Annotated in this window: 14 protein-coding genes and 1 pseudogene; 10 read left to right on the forward strand and 5 right to left on the reverse strand. The window is 73.0% G+C overall.

The genetic code is table 11. From position 1 onward, the window contains the following. Nucleotides 1-6 precede the first annotated feature (6 nt). The gene (locus tag F8O02_RS06720) at nt 7-1,227 is read left to right on the forward strand and encodes a phosphotransferase (RefSeq protein ID WP_179416280.1); all 1,221 of its coding nucleotides are present in this window, start codon (nt 7-9) and stop codon (nt 1,225-1,227) included. On the opposite strand, the gene F8O02_RS06725 is transcribed toward F8O02_RS06720, so the two are convergent. Together F8O02_RS06725 and F8O02_RS06730 are read right to left on the reverse strand one after the other, a co-directional pair. Further along, nucleotides 1,215-4,637, reverse strand: a complete 3,423-nt coding sequence (locus F8O02_RS06725; protein ID WP_158036468.1) for an ATP-dependent DNA helicase — start codon at nt 4,635-4,637, stop codon at nt 1,215-1,217. The genes F8O02_RS06720 and F8O02_RS06725 overlap by 13 nt on opposite strands. Continuing rightward, the gene (locus tag F8O02_RS06730) at nt 4,634-7,981 is read right to left on the reverse strand and encodes an ATP-dependent DNA helicase (RefSeq protein ID WP_179416279.1); all 3,348 of its coding nucleotides are present in this window, start codon (nt 7,979-7,981) and stop codon (nt 4,634-4,636) included. Before F8O02_RS06730 ends, F8O02_RS06725 begins: the two co-directional genes overlap by 4 nt. Nucleotides 7,982-8,197: 216 nt before the next feature. Between F8O02_RS06730 and F8O02_RS06735 the strand changes: the two genes are divergently transcribed. Continuing rightward, nucleotides 8,198-8,422 carry a DUF3107 domain-containing protein gene (locus tag F8O02_RS06735; protein WP_158036470.1) on the forward strand — a complete coding sequence of 75 codons (225 nt, stop codon included), beginning with the start codon at nt 8,198-8,200 and terminating at the stop codon, nt 8,420-8,422. A gap of 88 nt (nt 8,423-8,510) precedes the next feature. Here the strand turns inward: F8O02_RS06735 and F8O02_RS06740 are convergent, their stop codons facing one another. Next, the gene (locus F8O02_RS06740) at nt 8,511-9,284 is read right to left on the reverse strand and encodes a ferritin-like fold-containing protein (RefSeq protein WP_158036471.1); all 774 of its coding nucleotides are present in this window, start codon (nt 9,282-9,284) and stop codon (nt 8,511-8,513) included. Between the two features lie 191 nt (nt 9,285-9,475). Between F8O02_RS06740 and F8O02_RS06745 the strand changes: the two genes are divergently transcribed. Next, a complete protein-coding gene (locus F8O02_RS06745; protein ID WP_225734176.1) occupies nt 9,476-10,957 on the forward strand; it encodes a DEAD/DEAH box helicase in 1,482 nt (493 codons plus the stop codon). 85 nt (nt 10,958-11,042) lie between these two features. On the opposite strand, the gene F8O02_RS06750 is transcribed toward F8O02_RS06745, so the two are convergent. After that, nucleotides 11,043-12,164 (reverse strand): 4-hydroxy-3-methylbut-2-enyl diphosphate reductase, encoded by a 1,122-nt coding sequence (locus tag F8O02_RS06750; RefSeq protein ID WP_404821182.1) that lies wholly within the window; start codon nt 12,162-12,164, stop codon nt 11,043-11,045. Between the two features lie 117 nt (nt 12,165-12,281). Here F8O02_RS06750 and xseA point away from each other — a divergent pair, with 117 nt between their 5' ends. The 7 genes from xseA to ychF all read left to right on the forward strand — a co-directional run bounded on the left by xseA (nt 12,282) and on the right by ychF (nt 19,769). Further along, a complete protein-coding gene (gene xseA / locus F8O02_RS06755) occupies nt 12,282-13,547 on the forward strand; it encodes an exodeoxyribonuclease VII large subunit (RefSeq protein WP_158036473.1) in 1,266 nt (421 codons plus the stop codon). Nucleotides 13,548-13,707: 160 nt separating this feature from the next. Then, nucleotides 13,708-13,974, forward strand: a complete 267-nt coding sequence (locus tag F8O02_RS06760) for an exodeoxyribonuclease VII small subunit (RefSeq protein WP_158036474.1) — start codon at nt 13,708-13,710, stop codon at nt 13,972-13,974. After that, the gene (locus tag F8O02_RS06765) at nt 13,961-14,647 is read left to right on the forward strand and encodes a DUF4245 domain-containing protein (RefSeq protein WP_158036475.1); all 687 of its coding nucleotides are present in this window, start codon (nt 13,961-13,963) and stop codon (nt 14,645-14,647) included. The genes F8O02_RS06760 and F8O02_RS06765 overlap by 14 nt, the downstream gene beginning before the upstream one ends. Nucleotides 14,648-14,678: 31 nt before the next feature. Then, nucleotides 14,679-15,350 (forward strand): carbonic anhydrase, encoded by a 672-nt coding sequence (locus tag F8O02_RS06770; RefSeq protein WP_158036476.1) that lies wholly within the window; start codon nt 14,679-14,681, stop codon nt 15,348-15,350. Nucleotides 15,351-15,443: 93 nt separating this feature from the next. Beyond that, nucleotides 15,444-16,835 (forward strand): class II fumarate hydratase, encoded by a 1,392-nt coding sequence (locus tag F8O02_RS06775; RefSeq protein WP_225734178.1) that lies wholly within the window; start codon nt 15,444-15,446, stop codon nt 16,833-16,835. Between the two features lie 379 nt (nt 16,836-17,214). Then, nucleotides 17,215-18,642, forward strand: a complete 1,428-nt coding sequence (locus tag F8O02_RS06780) for a PhoH family protein (RefSeq protein WP_158036502.1) — start codon at nt 17,215-17,217, stop codon at nt 18,640-18,642. A gap of 50 nt (nt 18,643-18,692) precedes the next feature. Beyond that, nucleotides 18,693-19,769: a redox-regulated ATPase YchF gene (ychF, locus tag F8O02_RS06785; protein ID WP_158036477.1), complete on the forward strand. Its 1,077-nt coding sequence runs from the start codon at nt 18,693-18,695 to the stop codon at nt 19,767-19,769. A gap of 152 nt (nt 19,770-19,921) precedes the next feature. On the opposite strand, the pseudogene F8O02_RS06790 reads toward ychF, so the two are convergent. Then, nucleotides 19,922-21,004: pseudogene (locus F8O02_RS06790) on the reverse strand (IS30 family transposase). Between the last annotated feature and the right edge of the window lie 460 nt (nt 21,005-21,464).

Here is a 21,464-nt window from a genome sequence, read left to right on the forward strand (position 1 = left end):
GGTGACATGACTCGATCCCCTCTCACCCTAGCGGCCCTCGCGACGTCCGCGATCCCCGGGCTCGAGGTCTCCCAGGTGGCGAGGCACACCGCCGGCACGACCGGCGACTACGATTCCGCGGTGGTCGCCGACGACGCCGGCCGCCGGTTCATCATCCGCATGCCGAACAGCCCGGCGGCCTTCCGTCGGCTCGAGGACGAGCTGAAGGCGCTCAGCGCGCTCAGCGCCGGCATCCGCACCCGTCTGCCGTTCCAGGTGCCCGCCGAGGCCGGGCACGTCGACGTCGACGGCCTGTCGGCGATCGTGTACACGTTCATCCCGGGCACGCTGCTCGACATCGCCGCGATCACCGGCGAGGGGCCGCTGGCCACGTCGATCGGCGAGGCGCTCGGCGCGCTGCACGAGCTGCCCACGGGGTTCATCGACGACTACGCGCTGCCGCACGAGCATCCCGGGCAGGTGCGCGAACGCACCCGTCGGCTCGTCGCCCGTGCGGACGTCACCCGGCGGGTGCCGCGCGAGCTGCTCGACCGGTGGTACGCCGCGATCGACGACGACGACCTGTGGGGGTTCGAGCCGACCGTCGTGCACGGGTCGCTCGACGACCAGTCGATCCTCGTCGCCGAGGGACGCGTCACCGGGCTGCTCGACTGGGGCGCGCTGCGGATCGCCGACCCCGCCATGGACCTCTCGTGGCTCATGCACGCCGCGAGCGAGGCGGGCACCGACGCGGTGCTCGCCGCGTATGCCCGGGCCCGCGAGACGGGGACGCTCAAGACGCTGCGCCGGCGGGCCACGCTGTACGCGGAGCTGCAGGCGGCCCGGTGGCTGCTGCACGGGGTGGACGCCGACGATGAGACGATCACGAAGGACGCCGAGCGGATGCTCGCCGAGCTCGCCGCGGTCGTGACCGGCAGCTGGCGGATGCGGCTGACCGAGCCGGTGTTCGACGCGGAGCAGGCGGAGGAGCCCGCCGCCCCGGGCGGCATCAGCGACCCGGACGACTTCATGGCCGACGACGACGAGGTGCCCGTGCGCACCGACACCGCGGCGGCGACCGAGCCGGTCGAGATCCTCGCCGAGACGGAGGTCGATGAAGTCGTCGTCGCCGAAGTCATCGACGACGAGCCGGCGGACGCCACGCCCGCGGCCGGGCGCGACGACGAGGACGAGGAGACGGCCACGGTCGTCGAGGACGAGGGCGCGACCCGCGCTCAGTCCTCCTGATCGAGTCTGGCGCCCCCGGCGGCCAGTTCGGCCCACCGGGCGGCGAGCCCCTCGATGGTAACGAGCCGGTCGAGGCGGATCACCCGGTCCTCGCGCACGTAGTACAGGCACGCGTCCACCTGGTCGACGGGCACGCCCGCGTGCTGCGCCCAGGCGAGCCGGTACAGGGCGAGCTGGATCTGCCGCTGCTCGATCTCGGCGGCGTCGCGGGGCGGCCGGCCCGTCTTCCAGTCGACGACCTCGTGGCCGTGCTCGGTGCGGAACACCGCGTCGAGCCGGCACACCACCCCCACCTCGCCGAGCGGCAGGCGGATCTGCGTCTCGACGGCCACCGGCCGCCGGGTGCTCCACGGGCTCGCCTCGAAGGCCCGCTGCAGGGCCTCGAGCCGCTCCCGCGCCCGCGCCGAGAGCACCACGGGGACGCTCGGGTCGCCCTCGTCGAACTCGGCCAGCGGTTCGTCGAGGGGCAGCTCGAGCCCGGTGACCCGGTAACGGCGCTCCACCCACTCGTGGAAGAGCGTGCCCACCCGGGTCTCGCTGTGCGGGGCGGACGGCATGGGGCGGAACAGCTGCGCGGCGACGGCCTCGGGGTCGGCGAGGAACTCGTGCATCCGCGAGGCGGCCACCCGGCGGGGCAACGCGACCGCCACGGGCCGGTCGCGGTCGCCGCGCTCGGCGAGCAGCGCACGGACCGGGGCCTCCCACGGCCCGAGGTCGGGCCAGGTGCCGGGCACGTCGACCGGGCCGGCGAGCTCGGTCTGGGCCCGGGCCACCGCGTCCGCCGCCCGCTGCACCGTCTCGCGCCGGTCGCCGAGCGGGTCGACCGGCCAGGGCAGCCGGGGCTCGGTCGACTCCGGCGCCTCCGGCAGCGCGTCGAACGCCTCGCGGACGTCCGGGGCGACGCCGCGGTCCATGAGTTCGACGAGGAAGGGGCTGAGCGTGCGCGGCCGGGCGCGGTCGGGGCGGACGCGTGACGCGGTGAGCAGCAGATCCTCGCGGGCCCGGGTGAGGGCGACGTACGCGATCCGCCGCTCCTCGCCCAGGTGCCGGTCGTGCACGCCCGTGCGGTAGCGCTCGAGCGCCTGGCCGAACTCGGCGGCGTCGGCGGCCTGTTCCCAGTCGAGGCGGGGCAGATCGGCGGCGTCCCCGCGCAGCGGGTACGGCAGCACGCCCCGGGTGAGCCACCCGCGCGTGGAGCTGAGCCGAGCGGGCAGCTCGTCGTCGACGAGCCGCACCACGGCGACGTGATCCCACTCGAGGCCCTTGCTGGCATGCACCGTGAGCAGCTGGACCACGCCCTCGGCCCGGGGCGCCGCCTCGGCGGCGAGCCGCTCGCGCCGCCCGACCTGGTCGATCCAGGCGAGGAACCCGCCCAGCGAGGGGGACGGGGCCGTCTGCTCGTACTCGACCGCCTTCGCGTGCAACGCGTGCAGGTTCGCCAGCGGACGCCGCCGGGTCTCGTTGGCCACGAGCTCCACGTCGACGAGCAGCCGCTGCGCGCACACGCGCAGGAACTCGGGCACCGGCAGGTGGCTCTGCGCCCGCAGTCCGCGGATCGTCCGGGCTGCCTGCCGGAGGCGGCGCAGCCCCTCGTCGGTCATCCCGGACTCCGCGACGAGCCGGGTGACGAGCGGCCGGTCGGAGAGCAGCAGATCCACCGCGTCGACGAGCGTGGCATGGTCGTCGCGGGCCACTGACTCGCGCAGCCGCCGGCGGATGTCGGCGTCCAGCCGGTGCAGGTCGGCGTCGTAGCTGTCGAGCCGCCGGGCGATGCGGCCGAGTGCGTCGAGGTCGGCGGGGCCGACCCGCCATCGCTCCCCGGCGAGCAGGCGCACGAGGGCGTTGTCGGCGTCCACGCTGTGGACGACGCGCATCGCACTCAGCACGTCGACGACCTCGGGCGAGGTGAGCACCCCGGCGAATCCGACGATCTCGCAGGGCACGCCGGCCCGGCCGAGCGCCCGCGCGAACATCGGCATGAGCTGCCGGGCACGGAACAGCACCGCCGCGGTCTCATGCGGTTGCAGACGGTCGGCCATCCAGCGGGCGACCTCGGTGGCCTCGCCCTCGATGTCGGGGGCGACGGCGACGTCGACGGCCCCGTCGGGCGCGCCGGGGCGCGGGGCGAGCCGCAGCAGCGGCACGTCGCCGCCCGGATGCACGTCGGCGACGAGCGCGTTGGCCGCGGCGAGCACCCGGTGGCTGTTGCGCCAGCTGGTGGCCAGGGTGAAAGTCGCCGCTGAGCGTGTCGCGGAATCACCCGCACCGGCCTCGTCGCCAGCGAAGTCGGTGTGGAAGCCGGCGAGGTTGCGGCTGCTCGCCCCGCGCCAGCCGTAGATCGACTGGTTCGGGTCGCCGACGGCCATCACACGCCGGCCGCGGAACAGTGCGGCGAGCAGGCGTGTCTGCGACACCGAGGTGTCCTGGTACTCGTCGAGCAGGATCGCGTCGTAGCGCTGCCGGTACAGCGCGGCGGCGGCCGGGTCGGCGCGGATAGCGCGCAGGGCGAGGGCGACCTGGTCGCTGTACTCGATGACCCCGCGCTCCCGTTTGCGCCGCTCGTACTCCTGCACCAGCGGCACGAGCGTCTCGAGCGCCTCGACGGCCTCGACGGCCTCGAGCACCTCCTTGCCCGGGCCCGGTTTCCGCGCCCGGGGCTTCGGAGGCAGCTCGCGCAGCGCCGTGAACCGGCCGGCGAGCGCGACGACCGCATCGGGGTCGGCCTCGTTGTCGACCATCTCGTGGTCGAGCGCGATGACGACCTCGGCGAGTCGTTCGGGGCGCAGGCCCAGCGCGATCAGGGCGTCCTCGTCGTCGGCGTCGAGCACCACCTGGTGGGCGAGCGCCCACGCCCCCGCCTCGGTGAGCAGGGTGGAGTCGGGCTCCCGGCCGACGCGCAGCGCGTTGTCCTGGAAGAGCGCGTTGGCGAACGCGTTGTACGTCGAGACCTCCGGCTGCCGGTCGAGGTCGACGTCGTCGACGAGCCCGGATCGAGCGAGCGCCCGCAGTGCCTGGTCGATGCGCTGGGCGAGCTCCCCTGCGGCCTTCCGCGTGAAGGTGAGCCCGAGCACCTGGTCAGGTCGCACGACGCGGTTGGCGACGAGCCAGACCACCCGGCGGGCCATCGTCTCGGTCTTGCCGGCGCCGGCACCGGCGATGACGAGCGCAGGACGGTCCTCGGCGAACTCGATGACCGCGCGCTGCTCGGGCGTCGGCGGGTACACGCGCACCGCCCGGGCGATCGCGTCGGCGCCGAGCGGAGGCCGGCGCACGCCGGCCCCCGACGCGCCGGTCGTCCCGACCCCGGGGGTGCCCGTCGTCCCGCCCCCGGCCGGGGGCATGCCCTCGTTCGTCACGTCACGCTTCGCGTCCATCGCCGCCCCCTCGCCCATCGTCGTCCTCTCGCTCATCGCTCCACCCGCATCCGCGCATCGTCCGGCGCCCCTGCCGCCGTCGGCGCTTCATCCGCGGATCGCACCCCGGCGGGCCCGGTGATCTCGCCGACCGTGTGGATGAGCGTCTGCGTCGGAGCCCCGGACGGGCTCGTCGTGCCGTCGGGCGCCGCCGGGAAGTCGGGCCCGACCATGCCGCGGGCCGCCTGGTCGATCTCCGCGCAGGCCCGGGCCATCCCCGCCTCGTCGAGACCCGGCTGCAGCCGCTGGGTGAACGACGCGCTCTTCCCGCCGACGTAGACGAGCGCCGCCTCGTCGACGCGGCCGGCGTCGAGGCTCTCGACCCCGCCGCAGCGCACGGCGACCTGGTAGGCGAGCAGCTGGGGGTGCTCCCGTCCCTCGGCCGCGGAGATCGGCGCGCCCGTCTTGAGGTCCACGACGCGCCAGTCGCCCGCCGGGGTCCGCTCGATGCGATCGATCGCCCCGCGCAGATCCGCGACGCCGACCCGGGCGGCGAACGGTGCCTCGAGCGCGACCGCCCGGCGGCCGTCGGCGTCCGCGTGCAGCAGGTAGTCGCGCATCCGGCCCAGCCGCACCTCGACGTCGGCCAGCTCGAGCCGGGACTGCCACCGCGAGGCGAAGTCCAGCTCGCCCCACCGGGCGCGCACCTCGGCCGTCATCCGGGCCAGGTCGCGGGAGTGCTCGCGCTCGGCGTGCTCGAACGCCGCGTGCAGCAGCGTGCCGATGCCCGTGGCGACCGACCCCGCGTCGACGCCGATGCGGCCGAGGAACCAGGCGAGCGGGTCGTCCCGGAACCGCTGCAGCGCGGAGGGTGAGACCCGCATGAGCCCGGTGGCATCCTCGACCGCACCCGGAACGGCCGTGATCGGGGCGTCATCCGCCGGGGCGAGCACGGCCAGCGGGGCGTCGGTCGTCGTCGGGGCCAGGCCGCCCCACTCTCCCACGGCCGCGCCCGGCACTCCGGAGGCGGCGAGCACCGCGAGCGCCCGGGCCGCGTGCACGTCGTCGGGGTCGCGGTGCAGTCGGCGGCGCAGCCCGCCGACGAGGCCGCGCAGCGTGTAGCGGTGCATCGTCCGGGCGGACGGCACCTCCTCGAGCGGCGCGCACTCCTCGAGCATGCGGGTGATGACGCTCGGCGCGTCATCCTCGTCGACAACCGTGGTGAGCAGCAGCCGGGCGCGGGCGCGACTGGCCGCCTGCACGAACATGCGCAGCTCGTCGTCGATCACGGCCCGCCGCCGGTCGACGTCACCCGCGCCGGTGATCGTCTCGACGAGCCGTTCGGAGCCGAGCAGGGTGTCACGCTGACGGGTGTTCGGCCAGGCGCCGTCCTGCAGCCCCATCACCGCGACCGTGTCGAACTCGAGCCCCAGCGTGCCCGCGGGCGCGGCGACGAGCACGGCGTCACGACGGCCCTGCCGGGCGAGCGTGTCCTCTGGCACCGCCTGGTCGAGCTGCTGGCGGAGGAAGTCCGCCGCGTCCGCCTCCGGCATCCGCTCCGCCTGCCGCTGGGCCGCGGTGAACAGCGCGACGACCGCGTCGAGATGCCGGTTCGCCTCGACCGCGGTCACCCCGTCACCGAGCGCCTGCGCTCGCCAGGCCTCGGCGACGACCGCGCCTTCCCAAGCCGTCCACAGCAGGTCCACCGCCGGTGCGCCCTCCACGTGCTGGTCGCGGATGTGCTGGAGCACGCCGTGCAGCCGGTCGACGGCGCGGATGTCACCGGCCAGCGGCCCCGCCGGCGGCAGCCCGGTGCCCTGTGCGATCGCGTCGACGAGCAGGTCGTCGCCGTGCCGGGTGCCGCCGTCGGCGAGCACCCGCTCGCGCAGGGCGCGGCGGAGCCGGCGCAGGCGCAGCCGGTCGACCCCGCCGAGCGGGCCGGTGAGCAGCTCGACGGCGAGGTCGCCCGTCAGCTCGAGCGCCCCGCAGCCGAGCGCCGTCTCGCGCAGCAGGTCGAATGCGGCCGCGTCATCGCGCGCCGCGCGCTGCGCGCCGGGCACCGTGACCGGCACCCCGGCCGCGGCGAGATCGCGGGCGAGGCCGTCGTGCCCCGCCGACGACCGGGTGATCACGGCCATGTCGGCCCAGGCGACGCCGTCCTCCAGATGCCGGCGCCGCAGCAGGTCGGCGACGGCGCCGAGCTCGTCGGCGGGGGATGCGAACGCCCGGCTCAGCGCGACCGTCGCCACGGCATCGGTCGGGTGCGCCACGGGCGCGTCCGCGCCCTCTCCGCGCGCCGACTCCTCGACCGGGCGGCCCGCCGCGGCGACCGCGCGGCGCTGTGCCCCGGCCCCCGCCGTGCCGATGCGCCGGGAGACGGCGGACACGACCCGGGCGATCGGCCCGTGCAGGCGATGCGACCGGTCGAGCACGACCTCCTCCGCCGTGACACCCGTCTCCGCGTGCAGCCGGGCGACGAGGTCGGCCCGCCCGCCGCGAAACCCATTCGTGCCCTGGTCGGGGTCGCCGAAGACGTGCAGCAGCGCACCCCGGGCGACGATCGGCCGCAGCAGCGCGGCCAGCGCGACCGTCGCCTCCTGCGCGTCATCGACCAGCACCATGCGCACCCGGGCCATCGCGGGTGGCATCCGCCGCTCGAGCGTCCGCGCGGCGGCGACGACAAGCTCGCTGGAGTCGAGCGCCCACGCAGTCTCCTCCACCGCCTGGCGCACGTCCCGGTACTCGGCGAACAGCCCGCCGGCGGCCGTCCACTCCGGGTGCCCCGTCTCGCGCCCGAGCGCTGCGAGCCGCTCCGGCGACACCCCGTGCTCGTCGGCCCGGCCGAGCAGCTCGCGCAGCTCGGTGCGGAAGCCGCGCAGCCCCCGCACCTCGGGGCCGATCTGCTCCGGCCACCGCGGCCCGGGCCCGGCGGGCGCGCCCGGCTCGTCGTGTCCGGCGATGAGCTCGGCCAGCAGCCGGTCCTGCTCCGCGCCCGTGAGCAGGCGGGGCGCCGGTTCGTCACGCTCGGCGGCGTCGAGCCCCAGCACCTCGAATGCGAGCGAGGCCGCGGTGCGCACGATCGCGCCGTCCGACACCCGGGTGACCCCGGCGTCCACCAGCTCGGCGAGCCGGGACGCGGCCTGGCGACTCGGCGCGATGACGAGCAGCTCCTCCGGGGCGAACCCGTGTGCGAGCGCGTGCAGCACGCACCCGGCCAGTGCCGTGGTGCGTCCGCAGCCCGGGCCGCCGAGCACGCGCAGGCTCCGCTCGGCGGAGGCGGCGACGACCCGGCGCTGCACCGGATCGAGCGCGGCGAGGTCGACGGCGAGCCGGCCCGCCGCGTCGACTGACAGCAACGGTGATCGGGGACGCTCGGGAGCGGTGAAGGTGATCTGCGGCATGCCCTCAACGGTACGGCAGCCCTCTGACACGGACACGGACGCGTCGGCCGAGCCCGCCACGGATGCCACGGACAGGGGCCGCCAGCGGACGCCCGGGCCTGGGCCCGGGAACGGCGCCATCCCGGTCTGTGCCGCGGACCACATCCTCGTCGGCGGGTGCCCCTAGACTGGGGCAGCGGCCGGACTGGCCGCGTCGAGACATGCAGGAGGAGCCACATGGAGGTCAGGATCGGGGTGCGGCACAGCGCCCGCGAGCTCAGCTTCGAGTCGAGCCAGAAGCCCGAGGAGGTCACCGAGGCTGTCGCCCGGGCCCTCGCCGAGGATGACGGGGTGCTGCGCCTGAGCGATGAGAAGGGACGCCTCTACCTCATCCCCGCGGAGGGCATCGCGTACGTGGAGGTCGGCCCGCAGGAGACCCGCCGCATCGGCTTCGTCTCCTGACCCGGGGCAGGAGTGGCGGGGCAGGGTCAGCCCCGGGGCCCAGGCGGTCCCGGGGCTCAGTCTGTCCGGCCCAGGCAGGTCCCGGGGCTCAGGCGGTCAGTCCGAGCCGCTCCATTCGGGTGGTGTGCTCGGCGATGAGATCGGTGTGCACGGCCTCGATCTGCGAGACCATCCGCTGCACCTCGTCGTCACGCTCGAGCGTCGAGTCGCGCAGCGCCCGCAGCACCGGCTCGTCGAGCACCATGAGCGCCCGGCACCACAGCAACGCGTCGCCGACGACCCGCCGCCCCCACATGGACAGCCGGTCGGGAAGCGTGTCGTCGCGCTCCATCTCCGCCAGCAGCACGGTTACCGCCGGGCTGTCGTCCGGCCGGTCGAGCAGGGGCCAGTGCAGTCCGCCGCCGAGCCGGGCGCCATGGCCGAGCCTGGCGAGGAAGTCCACGGCGATGCCGTCGACTAGGTGCACGGCGAGCACCGCCTCCTGCCACAGGTTCGGCGTGAGCCGCCCCCACAGCTCGTCGCTGGCCGCCTGACGCACCGCGTCGCCGGCGAAGGGCACCGTGTCCTCTCCGTCCGCCGCCCGGTGGAACGCGTCGAGGTAGCGCCGGTGCCGGGCGAGCAGGGTCTCGGCGAGCGCTGCCACGCGGGCCCGGGCCTCCGGGTCCTCCACGAGGGGCAGCGCCGCGGTGAGATACCCGAACGCCGCGAGCTTGAAGTACGCCATCGAGCCGACCAGCGTCCGCGCGTCGGGGGCGAGGAAGTCGATGCGCACGGTCGACGGGCGGGCCGCATGCACCGACTCCGACCGGGAGCGCACCCTGAGCTCGGCGCCGTTCCTGCGCCGTCCGAAGAGTCTGAACACGCGCCCAATCGTACCCACACCGGCGTCCGGCCCGCCCACATCCCGCTTCCCAGCGGGTAGAATCGCGGGGATGCCCGATCACGGGCAGTGCAGACAGCGTCATGCGGCGCCAGGCCGCACGATCGCGCGGCGCCACGGCGCCCGGCGCGGTCCATGAGCCGGCGCGGCCGGCGCACGGACGAAAGAACATCGTGACCACATTCGCACAGCTGAACATCGACGACTCACTCGTCGCCGCCCTCGACGACAAGGGCTTCACCGAGGCCTTCCCCATCCAGGAGCAGGCCGTCCCCCTCGCGTTGAAGGGCGAGGACATCATCGGCCAGGCCAAGACCGGCACCGGCAAGACCCTCGCCTTCGGCCTGCCGCTGCTGCAGGAGCTTGGCGAGCACCCCGAGCCGCACGTGCAGGCGCTCATCGTGGTGCCCACCCGCGAGCTCGCCCAGCAGGTGCACGAGGATCTCGTCGCCGCGAGCACGCACCGCCCCGATGTGCGCATCGCCGCGATCTACGGCGGCAAGGCGTACGACGAGCAGATCGCGGCGCTCGAGGCCGGCGCGCAGGTCGTCGTCGGCACCCCGGGCCGCCTGCTCGACCTGAACCAGCAGCACGTGCTGCGACTCGACGACGTGCGCTTCATCGTGCTCGACGAGGCTGACAAGATGCTCGATCTGGGCTTCCTGCCGGACGTCGAGCGGATCTTCGCGAAGCTGCCCGAGCGCCGCCAGACGATGCTGTTCTCCGCGACGATGCCGGGCGCGATCGTCACGCTCAGCCGCCGATTCATGTCGCGGCCGGTCCACGTGCAGGTCGTCGACCCGAGCGAGGGACGTCTGCAGGGCAACATCGACCACTTCGTCTACCGCACCCACCCCCTCGACAAGGACGAGGTGATCGGCCGCATCCTGCAGGCCGAGGGCCGCGGCCGCACGATCATCTTCACCCGCACGAAGCGCGCCGCCGCCCGGCTGGCCGATGAGCTCGTCGACCGCGGGTTCAAGGCCGTGGCCGTCCACGGCGACCTGAACCAGGAGCAGCGCGAGCGCCACCTCGATCGGTTCCGCTCGGGCGAGGCCGACGTGCTCGTCGCCACCGACGTGGCCGCCCGCGGCATCGACGTCGACGACGTGACCCACGTGATCAACCACAGCATCCCCGAGGATGAGAAGGACTACCTGCACCGGGTCGGCCGCACCGGCCGCGCCGGCCGCCACGGCACCGCCGTGACCTTCGTCGACTGGCCCGACGTCACCCGCTGGGCGCTGATCGACAAGGCCCTCGACTTCGGCCAGCCCGAGCCTGTGGAGACCTACTCGACCTCGCCGCATCTGTTCAGCGACCTGCACATCCCCGAGGACGCGACCGGCCGACTGAAGCCCTCATCGCGCACGCACGAACGGCACGGCGGACGCGACGAACGGCACGGCGGACGACGCGACAGCCAGGGCCGCGGGCACGGCCGCGACGATCGCCCCCGCGGCGAGCGGGGGACGCGACGGCGCGACGGCGCGGGCCGGCCCGGCGGGTCGGACGCGACGGACAGCGACCAGACGAAGGCCGGGAACGGCGAGGGCACGGCACGGCGGCGCCGGCGTCGGCGCCGGCACGCGAACGGCACCGGGCCGCAAGGCACCGGGTCGAGCAGCGCCGGCTCCGCCGGCGGCGCGAACTAGCCCGCGCCAGGATCGGCGGACGCGGTTCCCCCGGGTGCCGGGGGGACGACGCGTGCCCGCCCAGGGCCCAGCGGGCTCGTGGCGGTCAGCCGCGGTCGTGCCCGCCGAGTCCCGCGTCCTCGCCCGCCGCGGTCAGGTCGCGACGCAGCTCCTTCGGCAGCGAGAACGCGAGGTCCTCGGTGTCGGTGCGCACCTCCTCGACGTCCGTCCAGCCTGCCTCCGCGAGTGCGGCGAGCACCTCGCGCACGAGCACCTCGGGCACGGACGCGCCGGAGGTGACCCCGACCGTCCCCACGCCCTCGAGCCAGGCGGGGTCGATCTCGCTGGCGAAGTCCACCCGGTGGGCCGCCCCGGCCCCGTGGTCGAGGGCGACGTCGACGAGCCGCATCGTGTTCGATGAGTTGGCCGACCCGACGACGAGCACGAGGTCGCAGGCGGGGGCGATGCGCCGCACCGCGACCTGGCGGTTCTGCGTCGCGTAGCAGATGTCGTCGCTCGGCGGGGTCGCGATGCCCGGGAACCGCTGGCCGAGACGCCGGGCGGTCTCCATCGTCTCGTCGACCGAGAGGGTCGTCTGGCTCAGCCACACGGTGTGCTCGGGGTCGCGCACGGTGACGTCGTCGACCTCGTCGGGCGTGCTGACGATCTGCACCCGGTCGGGCGCCTCGCCGCTCGTGCCGACGACCTCCTCGTGGCCACGGTGGCCGATGAGCACGATGTCGTAGTTCTGTCTCGCGTACCGGCGCACTTCCCGGTGCACCTTCGTGACGAGCGGGCAGGTCGCGTCGATCGCCTGCAGCCCCAGCCGCTCGGCCTGGGCGGTGACCTCGGGCGAGACCCCGTGGGCACTGAAGACGACGCGGGCGCCGCGGGGCACCTCGTCGAGCTCCTCGACGAACACGGCGCCGGCCCGCTCGAGCTCGGCGACGACGTGGCGGTTGTGGACGATCTGCCGCCGCACATACACGGGCGCGCCATAGACGGCGAGCGCTCTCTGCACAGTCACGATCGCCCGGTCGACGCCGGCACAGTACCCGCGCGGGGCAGCCAGCAGGACGCGTCGGCGCGGCAGACTGGGATCGTCCCCGACGGCCGGGGCCGGTCTCGCCGCCCCGGCCGTGGCCGCGGAGGCGGGGGACGCGGACGCCCCCGAGGGCGCCGGCGTGGTGGATCCGCCCGAGGCCGGGGGGACGACGGGAACGGGCACGAGCACCGGCTCGCTGGCGGGATCGACGGTCACGGGTCCATGATACGGTGCCTCACGGCGACCGATCCTGTGCGGCCGGCGGACCGCCGGACCGGCGCTGGACGACGGAGGGAACGCATGGCGGAGCAGACGGGGCCGGCGACGGCCGAGAGGCCCTGGCCGGTCGCCCGCGTCGCGCGGCAGCTCAAGGGCTACATCGACCGACTCGGGGCGATCTGGGTCGAGGGCGAGATCACCCAGTGGAACGTGCGCGGCGGCAACATCTTCGGCCGGCTGAAGGATCTCGAGCAGGACGCCACCCTCTCGTTCGCGATCTGGTCGTCGACCGCCCGCCGGATCGACTTGGCCGAGTTCAAGCAGGGCGACCGGGTGATCGGCCTGCTCACCCCGAACTACTGGCCGAAGGGCGGCTCGCTGACCTTCGTCGTCTCGCGGCTGCGTCACGCGGGCCTCGGCGAGCTGCTCGAGCGCCTCGAGCGGCTACGCCACCAGCTGGCCGCCGAGGGCCTGTTCGCCCCCGAACGCAAGCGTCCCCTGCCCTTCCTGCCCGGGCTGATCGGCCTCATCACCGGCGCGAACTCGGACGCCGAGAAGGACGTGCTGCGCAACGCCGCCCTGCGCTGGCCGGCCGTGCGCTTCCGTACCATCCACACGGCGGTGCAGGGCGAGCACGTGCCCGAGGAGGTCGTCGCGGCGATCCAGTGCCTCGACGCCGACCCCGAGGTCGACGTGATCATCATCGCCCGCGGCGGCGGCGACTTCCAGCATCTGCTGGGCTTCAGCGACGAGCGTGTGCTGCGCGCGGCCGCGGCCGCGACCACCCCGATCGTCAGCGCGATCGGCCATGAGAACGACCGTCCGCTGCTCGACGAGGTCGCCGATCTGCGCGCCTCCACTCCGACCGACGCGGCCAAGCGGGTCGTCCCGGATGTCTCCGAGGAGCTCCTGCGCACCGCACAGGCCCGCACCCGCATGCTCACCGCGCTGAGCACCCGACTGCGCGGCGAGCACGAGCGCCTGCTCCAGCTGCGCAGCCGCCCCGTGCTGCGCTCCCCCGACTGGATCCTCGAGCAGCGCGCCGAGGAGGTCAACCGGCTGCGCGACCGGGCCACCGAGCTGTTCTCCCGCACCGTCGAGCGCGGCCAGAGCCGGGTGGCCGCGCTTCGGGGCGGGCTCGACGCGCTCTCCCCGCTGGCGACGCTGCGCCGCGGGTACGCGGTCGCCCGGCTGACCGACGGCCGGGTGCTCGCCGACGCAACCCAGGCTGCTCCCGGCGACGCGGTGACCGTGCTGCTCGCCGCAGGCGACCTCGAGACCACCGTCACCGCGATACGGCCGGAGGACGACCGGGCCGACACCGGACGACGAGCCCGGCGGCACTGAGCAGCCTCCGGCTCGGCCACGCGACCGCACCGGGGTGCGCGGCCGCGGGCGGCGGAGCCGTTCGGCCCCGCCGCGCCCGGACACGCCAACACACGAGCAGGAACCAGAACACGAGCAGGAGCCCCGCAGGGGCATGGACCGAGGAAGTAGGCTGATGGACATGGCTGAGGAGCACACGCAGGCGGTCGCCGACCTGTCATACGAGCAGGCCCGTGACCAGCTGGCCGAGACCGTCGCCCGGCTCGAGCAGGGCGGGGCGACGCTGGAGGAGTCGCTCACGCTGTGGGAGCGCGGCACCGCGCTCGCCGACCGCTGCGAGGAGTGGCTCACCGGGGCGCGGGAGCGCCTCGAGGCGGCGCAGCGCCCGACCGCCGCGCCCGGCACCGCCGGCCGGCCCGGCGACGAGGACGCCGATGCCGCGTTCTGAGACCGTCGACCCGACTCCCCAGGGCGATGCCGTACCAGCGCCCGAGCTCGACGAGGAGGCGCTCTTCCCCGCGCCGGACGGCCCCGCACCCTCGCAGGCCTCCGAGGCGGCCCGGATCCGCCGCGCCCGGCAGACGACCCGCAATCTCATCCTCGCGCTCATCGCCACGCTCGCCGCGGTAGGCCTCATGCTCGTGCTCGTTCCCCGCGACGACAGCTCCCAGCTGGAGCGCGTCGACTGGGCAGCACGCGCCGAGAGCCTGCAGGGGCAGGCGGCGATGACCCTCGCGTCCCCCGTGCTGCCGGACGGCTGGTACGCGAACCACGCCGACTACGAGGACGACACCACGGACGGCCTGCAGACCTGGGATGTCGGATTCGTCACTCCGGCCAACGCCTACATCGGCCTGCAGCAGGTGCACGGCGGCAACCCCACGTGGCTCGCGAACCAGCTCGCCGACCGGCCGGCCACCGGCGAGCGCACGATCGCCGGGCACGTCTTCGAGGTGCATGACCAGCGCGGCCAGCCCGGGTTCACCAAGGGGCAGAACGACTACGCCCTGGTCGGCGAGGCCGCGGGAACTACACTGATCCTCAACGGCACCGCCGAGGACGACGAGTTCGAGCGACTCGTCACCGCGACGCTCGCCTCGCTCGGCGAGCCGACGGCGTGACCGGCCCGTCGTCACGACACGAAGGAGAGCGATGACCGACGACATCCAGCGGACCCCTCAGCAGGTCTGGCACGAGCTGATGGCGGGCAATGACCGCTTCGCGACCGGCCGGTGCGAGCATCCCCACCGCGACGAGGCCCGACGGCAGCAGCTCGTCGCCGGACAGCGTCCCAAGGCGGTCGTCCTCGGCTGCGGCGACTCACGCGTGCCAGCCGAGATCATCTTCGACGCCGGCCTCGGCGACCTGTTCGTCGTACGCAACGCGGGCGCCGTGCTCGGCACCAGCATCCTGGGCTCGATCGAGTTCGCCGTCGGTGCCCTGCACGTGCCCCTCGTCATGGTGCTCGGCCACGAGAGCTGCGGCGCCGTCGCGGGCGCGATCGCGGCGGCCGACCCCGACCAGCCCGCCCCAGAGGGGTTCTACCTGGAGGAGCTGCTGCGACGCATCCGCCCGGCCGTCGACCAGGCGCGCATCGACGGCGACCCCTCACCCGACCACATCAGCCGGCTGCACACCGAGCGGACGATCAAGGGCATCCTCGGCCGCTCCGGCCTCGTCGCCGCCGCCGTGACCCGCGGCGAGACGGCCGTCGTCGGATGCTCGTACCGTCTGGGCTCCGGCCGGGTCGAGCCGGTGGCCGCCCGCGGGGTCGACGTGAGCGACCTGCCCGGCGTCACCGACGCCGTGCCCCTCGCCCGGTGACCTGCCCGGCGGGCGGCCTCCGCTCCGTCCGACTCCCCTGAGACTCGCAACACCGCTGTCATCCACTGCCATCAACGAAGAAAGGCCGCAACCGTGACCGAATACCGCATCGAACACGACACCATGGGCGAGGTCCGCGTCCCCGCCGACGCCCTCTACGGCGCGCAGACCCAGCGCGCCGTAGAGAACTTCCCGATCTCCGGCACCGGGCTCGAGCGGCGCCACATCGCCGCGCTGGCCCACATCAAGAAGGCCGCCGCCCTCGCCAACGCCGAGCTCGGCATCCTCGACGCGGACATGGCGAAGGCCATCGCCGACGCCGCCGACCAGGTCGCCACCGGCGAGTACGACCGGCACTTCCCCATCGACGTGTACCAGACCGGCTCGGGCACCTCGTCGAACATGAACACCAACGAGGTGCTCGCGACACTGGCGTCGAAGGCCCTCGGCCGCAAGGTGCACCCGAACGACCACGTCAACGCCTCGCAGTCGTCCAACGACGTGTTCCCCACCTCCGTGCACGTGGCCGTCACCGGCGCGCTGCTCGAGGATCTGATCCCCTCGCTCGACGAGCTCGCCCAGTCGCTCGAGAAGAAAGCCGAGGCGTGGAAGGACGTCGTCAAGGCCGGCCGCACCCACCTGATGGATGCCACCCCGGTGACCGTCGGCCAGGAGTTCAGCGGCTATGCCCGCCAGATCCGCCTGGGCATCGAGCGGATCAACGCGTCGCTGCCGCGCGTCGCCGAGGTCCCGCTCGGCGGCACCGCGACCGGCACCGGCATCAACACGCCCAAGGGCTTCCCGCAGAAGGTCATCGCGCTGCTGCGCGAGGACACGGGTCTGCCGATCACCGAGGCCGAGAACCACTTCGAGGCGCAGGGCGCCCGCGACGCCCTGGTCGAGATCTCCGGCCAGCTGCGCACGATCGCCGTGAGCCTCATCAAGATCCAGAACGACCTGCGCTGGGCGTCCTCGGGCCCCAACGCCGGCCTCGGCGAACTGCACCTGCCCGACCTGCAGCCGGGCTCGTCGATCATGCCCGGCAAGGTCAACCCGGTCATCCCGGAGGCCGTGCTCCAGGTCGCCTCGCGCGTGATCGGCAACGACACCACCGCCACCTGGGCGGGAGCGTCAGGCAACTTCGAGCTCAACGTGCAGATCCCGGTCATCGCCAACGCGCTGCTCGAGTCGATCCGACTGCTCACGAACGCGACGCACCTGCTCGCCGTCAAGACGATCGACGGCACGAAGGTCAACGTCGAGCGCGCCCGCCAGCTGGCCGAGTCGTCGCCGTCGATCGTGACCCCGCTCAACCGCATCATCGGTTATGAGAACGCCGCGAAGATCGCCAAGCACGCCGTGGCCCACAAGGTCACCGTGCGGCAGGCGACGATCGACCTCGGCTTCGTCGAGCGCGGCGAGATCTCCGAGGAGCAGCTCGACCAAACCCTCGACGTGCTCTCGATGACGCACCCGAACCTCTGATCGCGGTCGCGACCCGATGAGCGGGGCGGACGGGAACCGGCCCCGTCCGCCCCGCTCATGTCTGCGCGCTCGGCCCGCAACATCCCCGTCGCAGGACGTTCACCGGATCGTCATCAGGACGCGGCCCGCGCACCACCTCGCTGCCCGCCCGGCAGCCTAGGCTCGGTGGCAACCGATCACCCGATCGGCCGCGGGCGGGCCTCGACCCTCCCGGAAGGAGGTCACGGCCCTCGCGCAGACGCGACATCGAGGAGTCATCGTGGCCACACCTCCCCTCTCTCACCCCACCCGGCATCCGGACGAGACCCGGCTCTGTCAGACGGCCGCCGCCCCGCTCCGCCCCACGGCCGACGCACCCGCCGAGACGGCTGCCACACCGCTGGCCCCCGAGTCACGCACCACGTCGTCCGGCGCACCGTCCAGCCACGTCGCCGCAGCGTCCCCGGCGCACCCTGCCACCGCATCCGCACGCGCCGCCGCCGGCCCCGAGGCCGAGTTCACCGTCACCCGCCCGACCGGCCAGCGCACGTACGTGCTCGACACGTCGGTGCTCATCAGCGATCCCGAGGCCGTGCTGCGCTTCGCCGAGCACGAGGTGGTCGTGCCGATCGTCGTGATCACCGAGCTGGAGGGCAAGCGCCACGACCCCGAGATCGGCCACCTGGCCCGCCGCGCCCTGCGGCTGCTCGACCAGCTGCGCGCCGAGCACGAGCGCCTCGACCTGCCGGTGCCCGTCGGCGACCGCGGCGGCACACTGCGCATCGAGCTCAACCACTCCAGCACCGCGGTGCTGCCGAGCGGGTTCCACAGCGCCGGCAGCACGAACGACGCTCGCATCCTCGCCGTCGCCCAGAACCTCTCGCTCGAGGGTGCGCAGGTCACCGTCGTGTCAAAGGACATGCCCATGCGCGTCAAGGCCGCCGCTCTCGGCCTCGCCGCCGACGAGTACCGCGCCGAGCAGGTGCCAGACACCGGCTGGACGGGTGTGGTGCCCCTGTCGATCACGGCCGAGGAGATGGGCCGGTTGTACGCCGATGGCCGCACGGACGTCGCGGGCACCGACGGTCTACCGGTCAACGCCGGCCTCGTGCTCTCATCGCCGAGCGGGTCGGGGCTCGGGCGGCTCATGGCCGACGGGCAGGTGCAGGCGGTCTCCGGCGACCGCGAGGTGTTCGGCGTGCGCGGCCGCAGCGCCGAGCAGCGCCTCGCGATCGACCTGCTGCTCGACCCGTCCGTGGGCATCGTGTCGCTCGGCGGGCGCGCCGGCACCGGCAAGTCGGCGCTCGCCCTGGCCGCCGGGCTCGAGGCGGTCATCGAGCGCCAGCAGCACCGGAAGGTCATGGTGTTCCGGCCGTTGTACGCGGTGGGCGGCCAGGAGCTCGGCTACCTGCCCGGCGACCGCGACGAGAAGATGGGGCCGTGGGCGCAGGCCGTGTTCGACGCCCTCGGCGCGATCGTCTCGCCCACGGTCATGGATGAGGTGCTGCAGCGGGAGCTCGTCGAGGTGCTGCCGCTGACCCACATCCGCGGCCGGTCGCTGCACGACGCGTTCGTCATCGTCGACGAGGCGCAGTCCCTCGAGCGGGGCGTGTTGCTCACCGTGCTCAGCCGCATCGGGCAGAACTCCCGCGTGGTGCTCACGCATGATGTGAACCAGCGGGACAACCTGCGCGTCGGCCGGTCCGACGGGGTGACGTCGGTCGTGGAGCGACTCAAGGGGCATCCGCTGTTCGGGCACGTGACCCTCACCCGCAGCGAGCGCAGCGCGATCGCGGCGCTCGTCACCGAGCGGCTGGGCGGGATGTAGGCCTGCCCCCCGCACCTGACCGCTCGCCCGCCCGACTAGACTGGACGCCCGTGGCGCTGACAATCGGAATCGTGGGACTGCCCAACGTGGGCAAGTCGACCCTCTTCAATGCTCTGACGAAGAACACCGTGCTCGCGGCGAACTATCCGTTCGCGACGATCGAGCCGAACGTGGGGGTGGTGAATCTGCCCGACCCCAGGCTCGACCGGCTGGCCGAGATCTTCGACAGCGCGAAGATCGTGCCGGCGCCGGTGTCGTTCGTCGACATCGCCGGCATCGTCAAGGGCGCCAGCGAGGGCGAGGGGCTCGGCAACCAGTTCCTCGCGAACATCCGCGAGGCCGACGCGATCGCCCTGGTCACCCGCGGGTTCAGTGACCCGGACGTCGTGCACGTCGACGGCTCGGTCGACGCCCGCCGCGACATCGACACGATCCTCACCGAGCTCATCCTCGCTGATCTGCAGACGCTCGAGAAGGCCCTGCCCCGCTACGACAAGGAGGTCAAGGGCCACAAGATCGACCGGGCGGTGCTCGACGCGGCCGAGGCGGCGAAGGCGCATCTGGACGCCGGGCACCCGCTGTCGACCGCGTCCGACGTCGATCTCGACCAGATCCGCGAGCTCGGGCTGCTCACCTCGAAGCCGATCGTCTACGTGTTCAACGTGGACGAGGCGGTGCTGACCGACCCGGAGCGGCGGGCCGCGCTGCAGGCCACGGTGGCCCCGGCCAAGTCGATCGTGCTCGACGCGAAGATGGAGAGCGAGCTGATCGACCTGACCGATGAGGAGGCCCATGAGCTGCTCGCCACGATCGGCCAGGCTGAAAGCGGGCTCGACCAGCTCGCCCGCATCGGGTTCGATGCACTTGGGCTCCAGACGTTTCTGACCGCCGGCCCCAAGGAGTCGCGCGCGTGGACGATCCGCAGGGGTTGGACGGCCCCGCAGGCCGCCGGCGTCATCCACTCCGACTTCGAGAAGGGCTTCATCAAGGCCGAGATCGTCTCGTTCGACGACCTGGATCACGCCGGCTCGATGCAGGAGGCGAAGGCCGAGGGCCGCGTGCGCATGGAGGGCAAGGACTACGTCATGCAGGACGGGGACGTGGTGGAGTTCCGGTTCAACGTATAAAACCCCGGAATCATGCGGATCTCACCTGCTACACACCATGTAGAACCAGCCGTTTGTAGCACGTTTGTAGCAGCAGGAACAGGCGTGTCATACGGGGCGACACGTAACAACGGCGCTCTGACATAGGTAAAGGCATGAAGGAGTCGGCGGTGTCAAGGCGTGGAGGCAGCGCATAGGCGGTTGAATGCTTCGCGTGGGGTGAGGAATCCAAGGGCGGCGCGTGGGCGGTCGTTCATTTCTTCGGCGATCGCGGTGAGGTAGGGCTGGTGGGTGGTGATCTCGGTCCCTTTGGGTAGGTACTCTCGCACGAGCCCGTTGGTGTTCTCGTTCGTGTCTCGCTCCCAGGGGCTGCGGGGGTGAGCGAAGTAGACCGGGATGTCGGTCGCTACAGTCAGCTTCGCGTGCTCGGCCATCTCCGAGTCCTGGTCCCAAGTGATCGAGCCGCTCATCAGCTCGGGCAGCCCCTTGACGCGCTCGATGAGCGTGTCAACGACACACTCGCTGCTGCTCATCTGCTCACCCATAATCGACACGAACGCGCCACGCTCGATGAGCGTGTCAACGACACTCTCGCTGCTGCGGCCCTCGGGCAGGGCTATGAGCATCAGGAACCGTGTGGTGCGTTCCACGAGCGTGACCGCGGCCGACTGGCCGCGAGCCCCGATGATCAGGTCGCCTTCCCAGTGCCCGGGAAGGCGACGATCGTCAACACCGCCGGGACGGTCATCGATCGAGACCATCCCTACGATCCTGGCCCCGCTGTTGCGCCCTTCCTTGCGAGGCTTGCGGAGGGTGCGTTTGGAACGCAACAAGATCCCTGCCGCAGCGAGCTCACCCTTGGGCAGGGCGTAGATGTACTGGTAGATCGCTTCGTGAGAGACGGTGCGTCCTTCCGCGTTCACAGAACCGGGCAACGGCTCCAGCGTGACGTCGCCCGCCTCGACACGCAACCGCCCCGCGATCTGGCGCGGCGTCCTGGAACGACGCAGTTCCTGGCGCACCCTTGCCTCCAGCACCGGGTCGCAGACGACTTTGCGTGCCTGCGGACGAGACCTGCGCCGGGCGGCTCACGCGTCTGCGGTCACGATCCGGTACCCGCGGGTCTTGGTCTGATTGCGGCGTACCTCACGCGAGACCACCGACGGTGACCTATCGATCCGCCTCGCAATCTCACGGATCCCCACCCCGGCCTGCAGCCCTGTACCGATCTCGGCACGATCCTCGAACGTCAACATCCTGCGCAACAACGCCTCCTCAACCCGATGTTGCTACGACGCTATGACACCGCCAACGGCTAAAAATAAAAAACGAAACAGATCATCCAGAGGACAGGCAATTAAAGGACATCCACCGTGGAAAACCGGCTCTTCGGACATCCGGTGGGGGTAGGGCGCGCTGGGTGAGTTCGCGAGGGTAGGGGTCGAGGTTCCCGAGGGTCAGAAGCGCTAACCATCTGATTCCGACCGAGGATCTCGACGTGCTTCACCCTACTTCGGGGTGCGCTTCCGCGCGCTCTGCGACTGATCCGTGTTCCCGCTGCGACGTTCTGCTGGGTCTTCCCGATGTCCATGTCGAGCACGTCGACCGTCGCGACGGGCTGCTGGTGGTGACGGTCTCGACGCCAGCGGCGCCGACCGGCTGCCCCTCGTGTGGGGTCGTCGCGACCGGCCGCGGACGTCGCCGACGGGTGCTTCA

The organism is Pseudoclavibacter caeni, assembly GCF_008831125.1.
GTDB classification, from domain to species: domain Bacteria; phylum Actinomycetota; class Actinomycetes; order Actinomycetales; family Microbacteriaceae; genus Pseudoclavibacter_A; species Pseudoclavibacter_A caeni.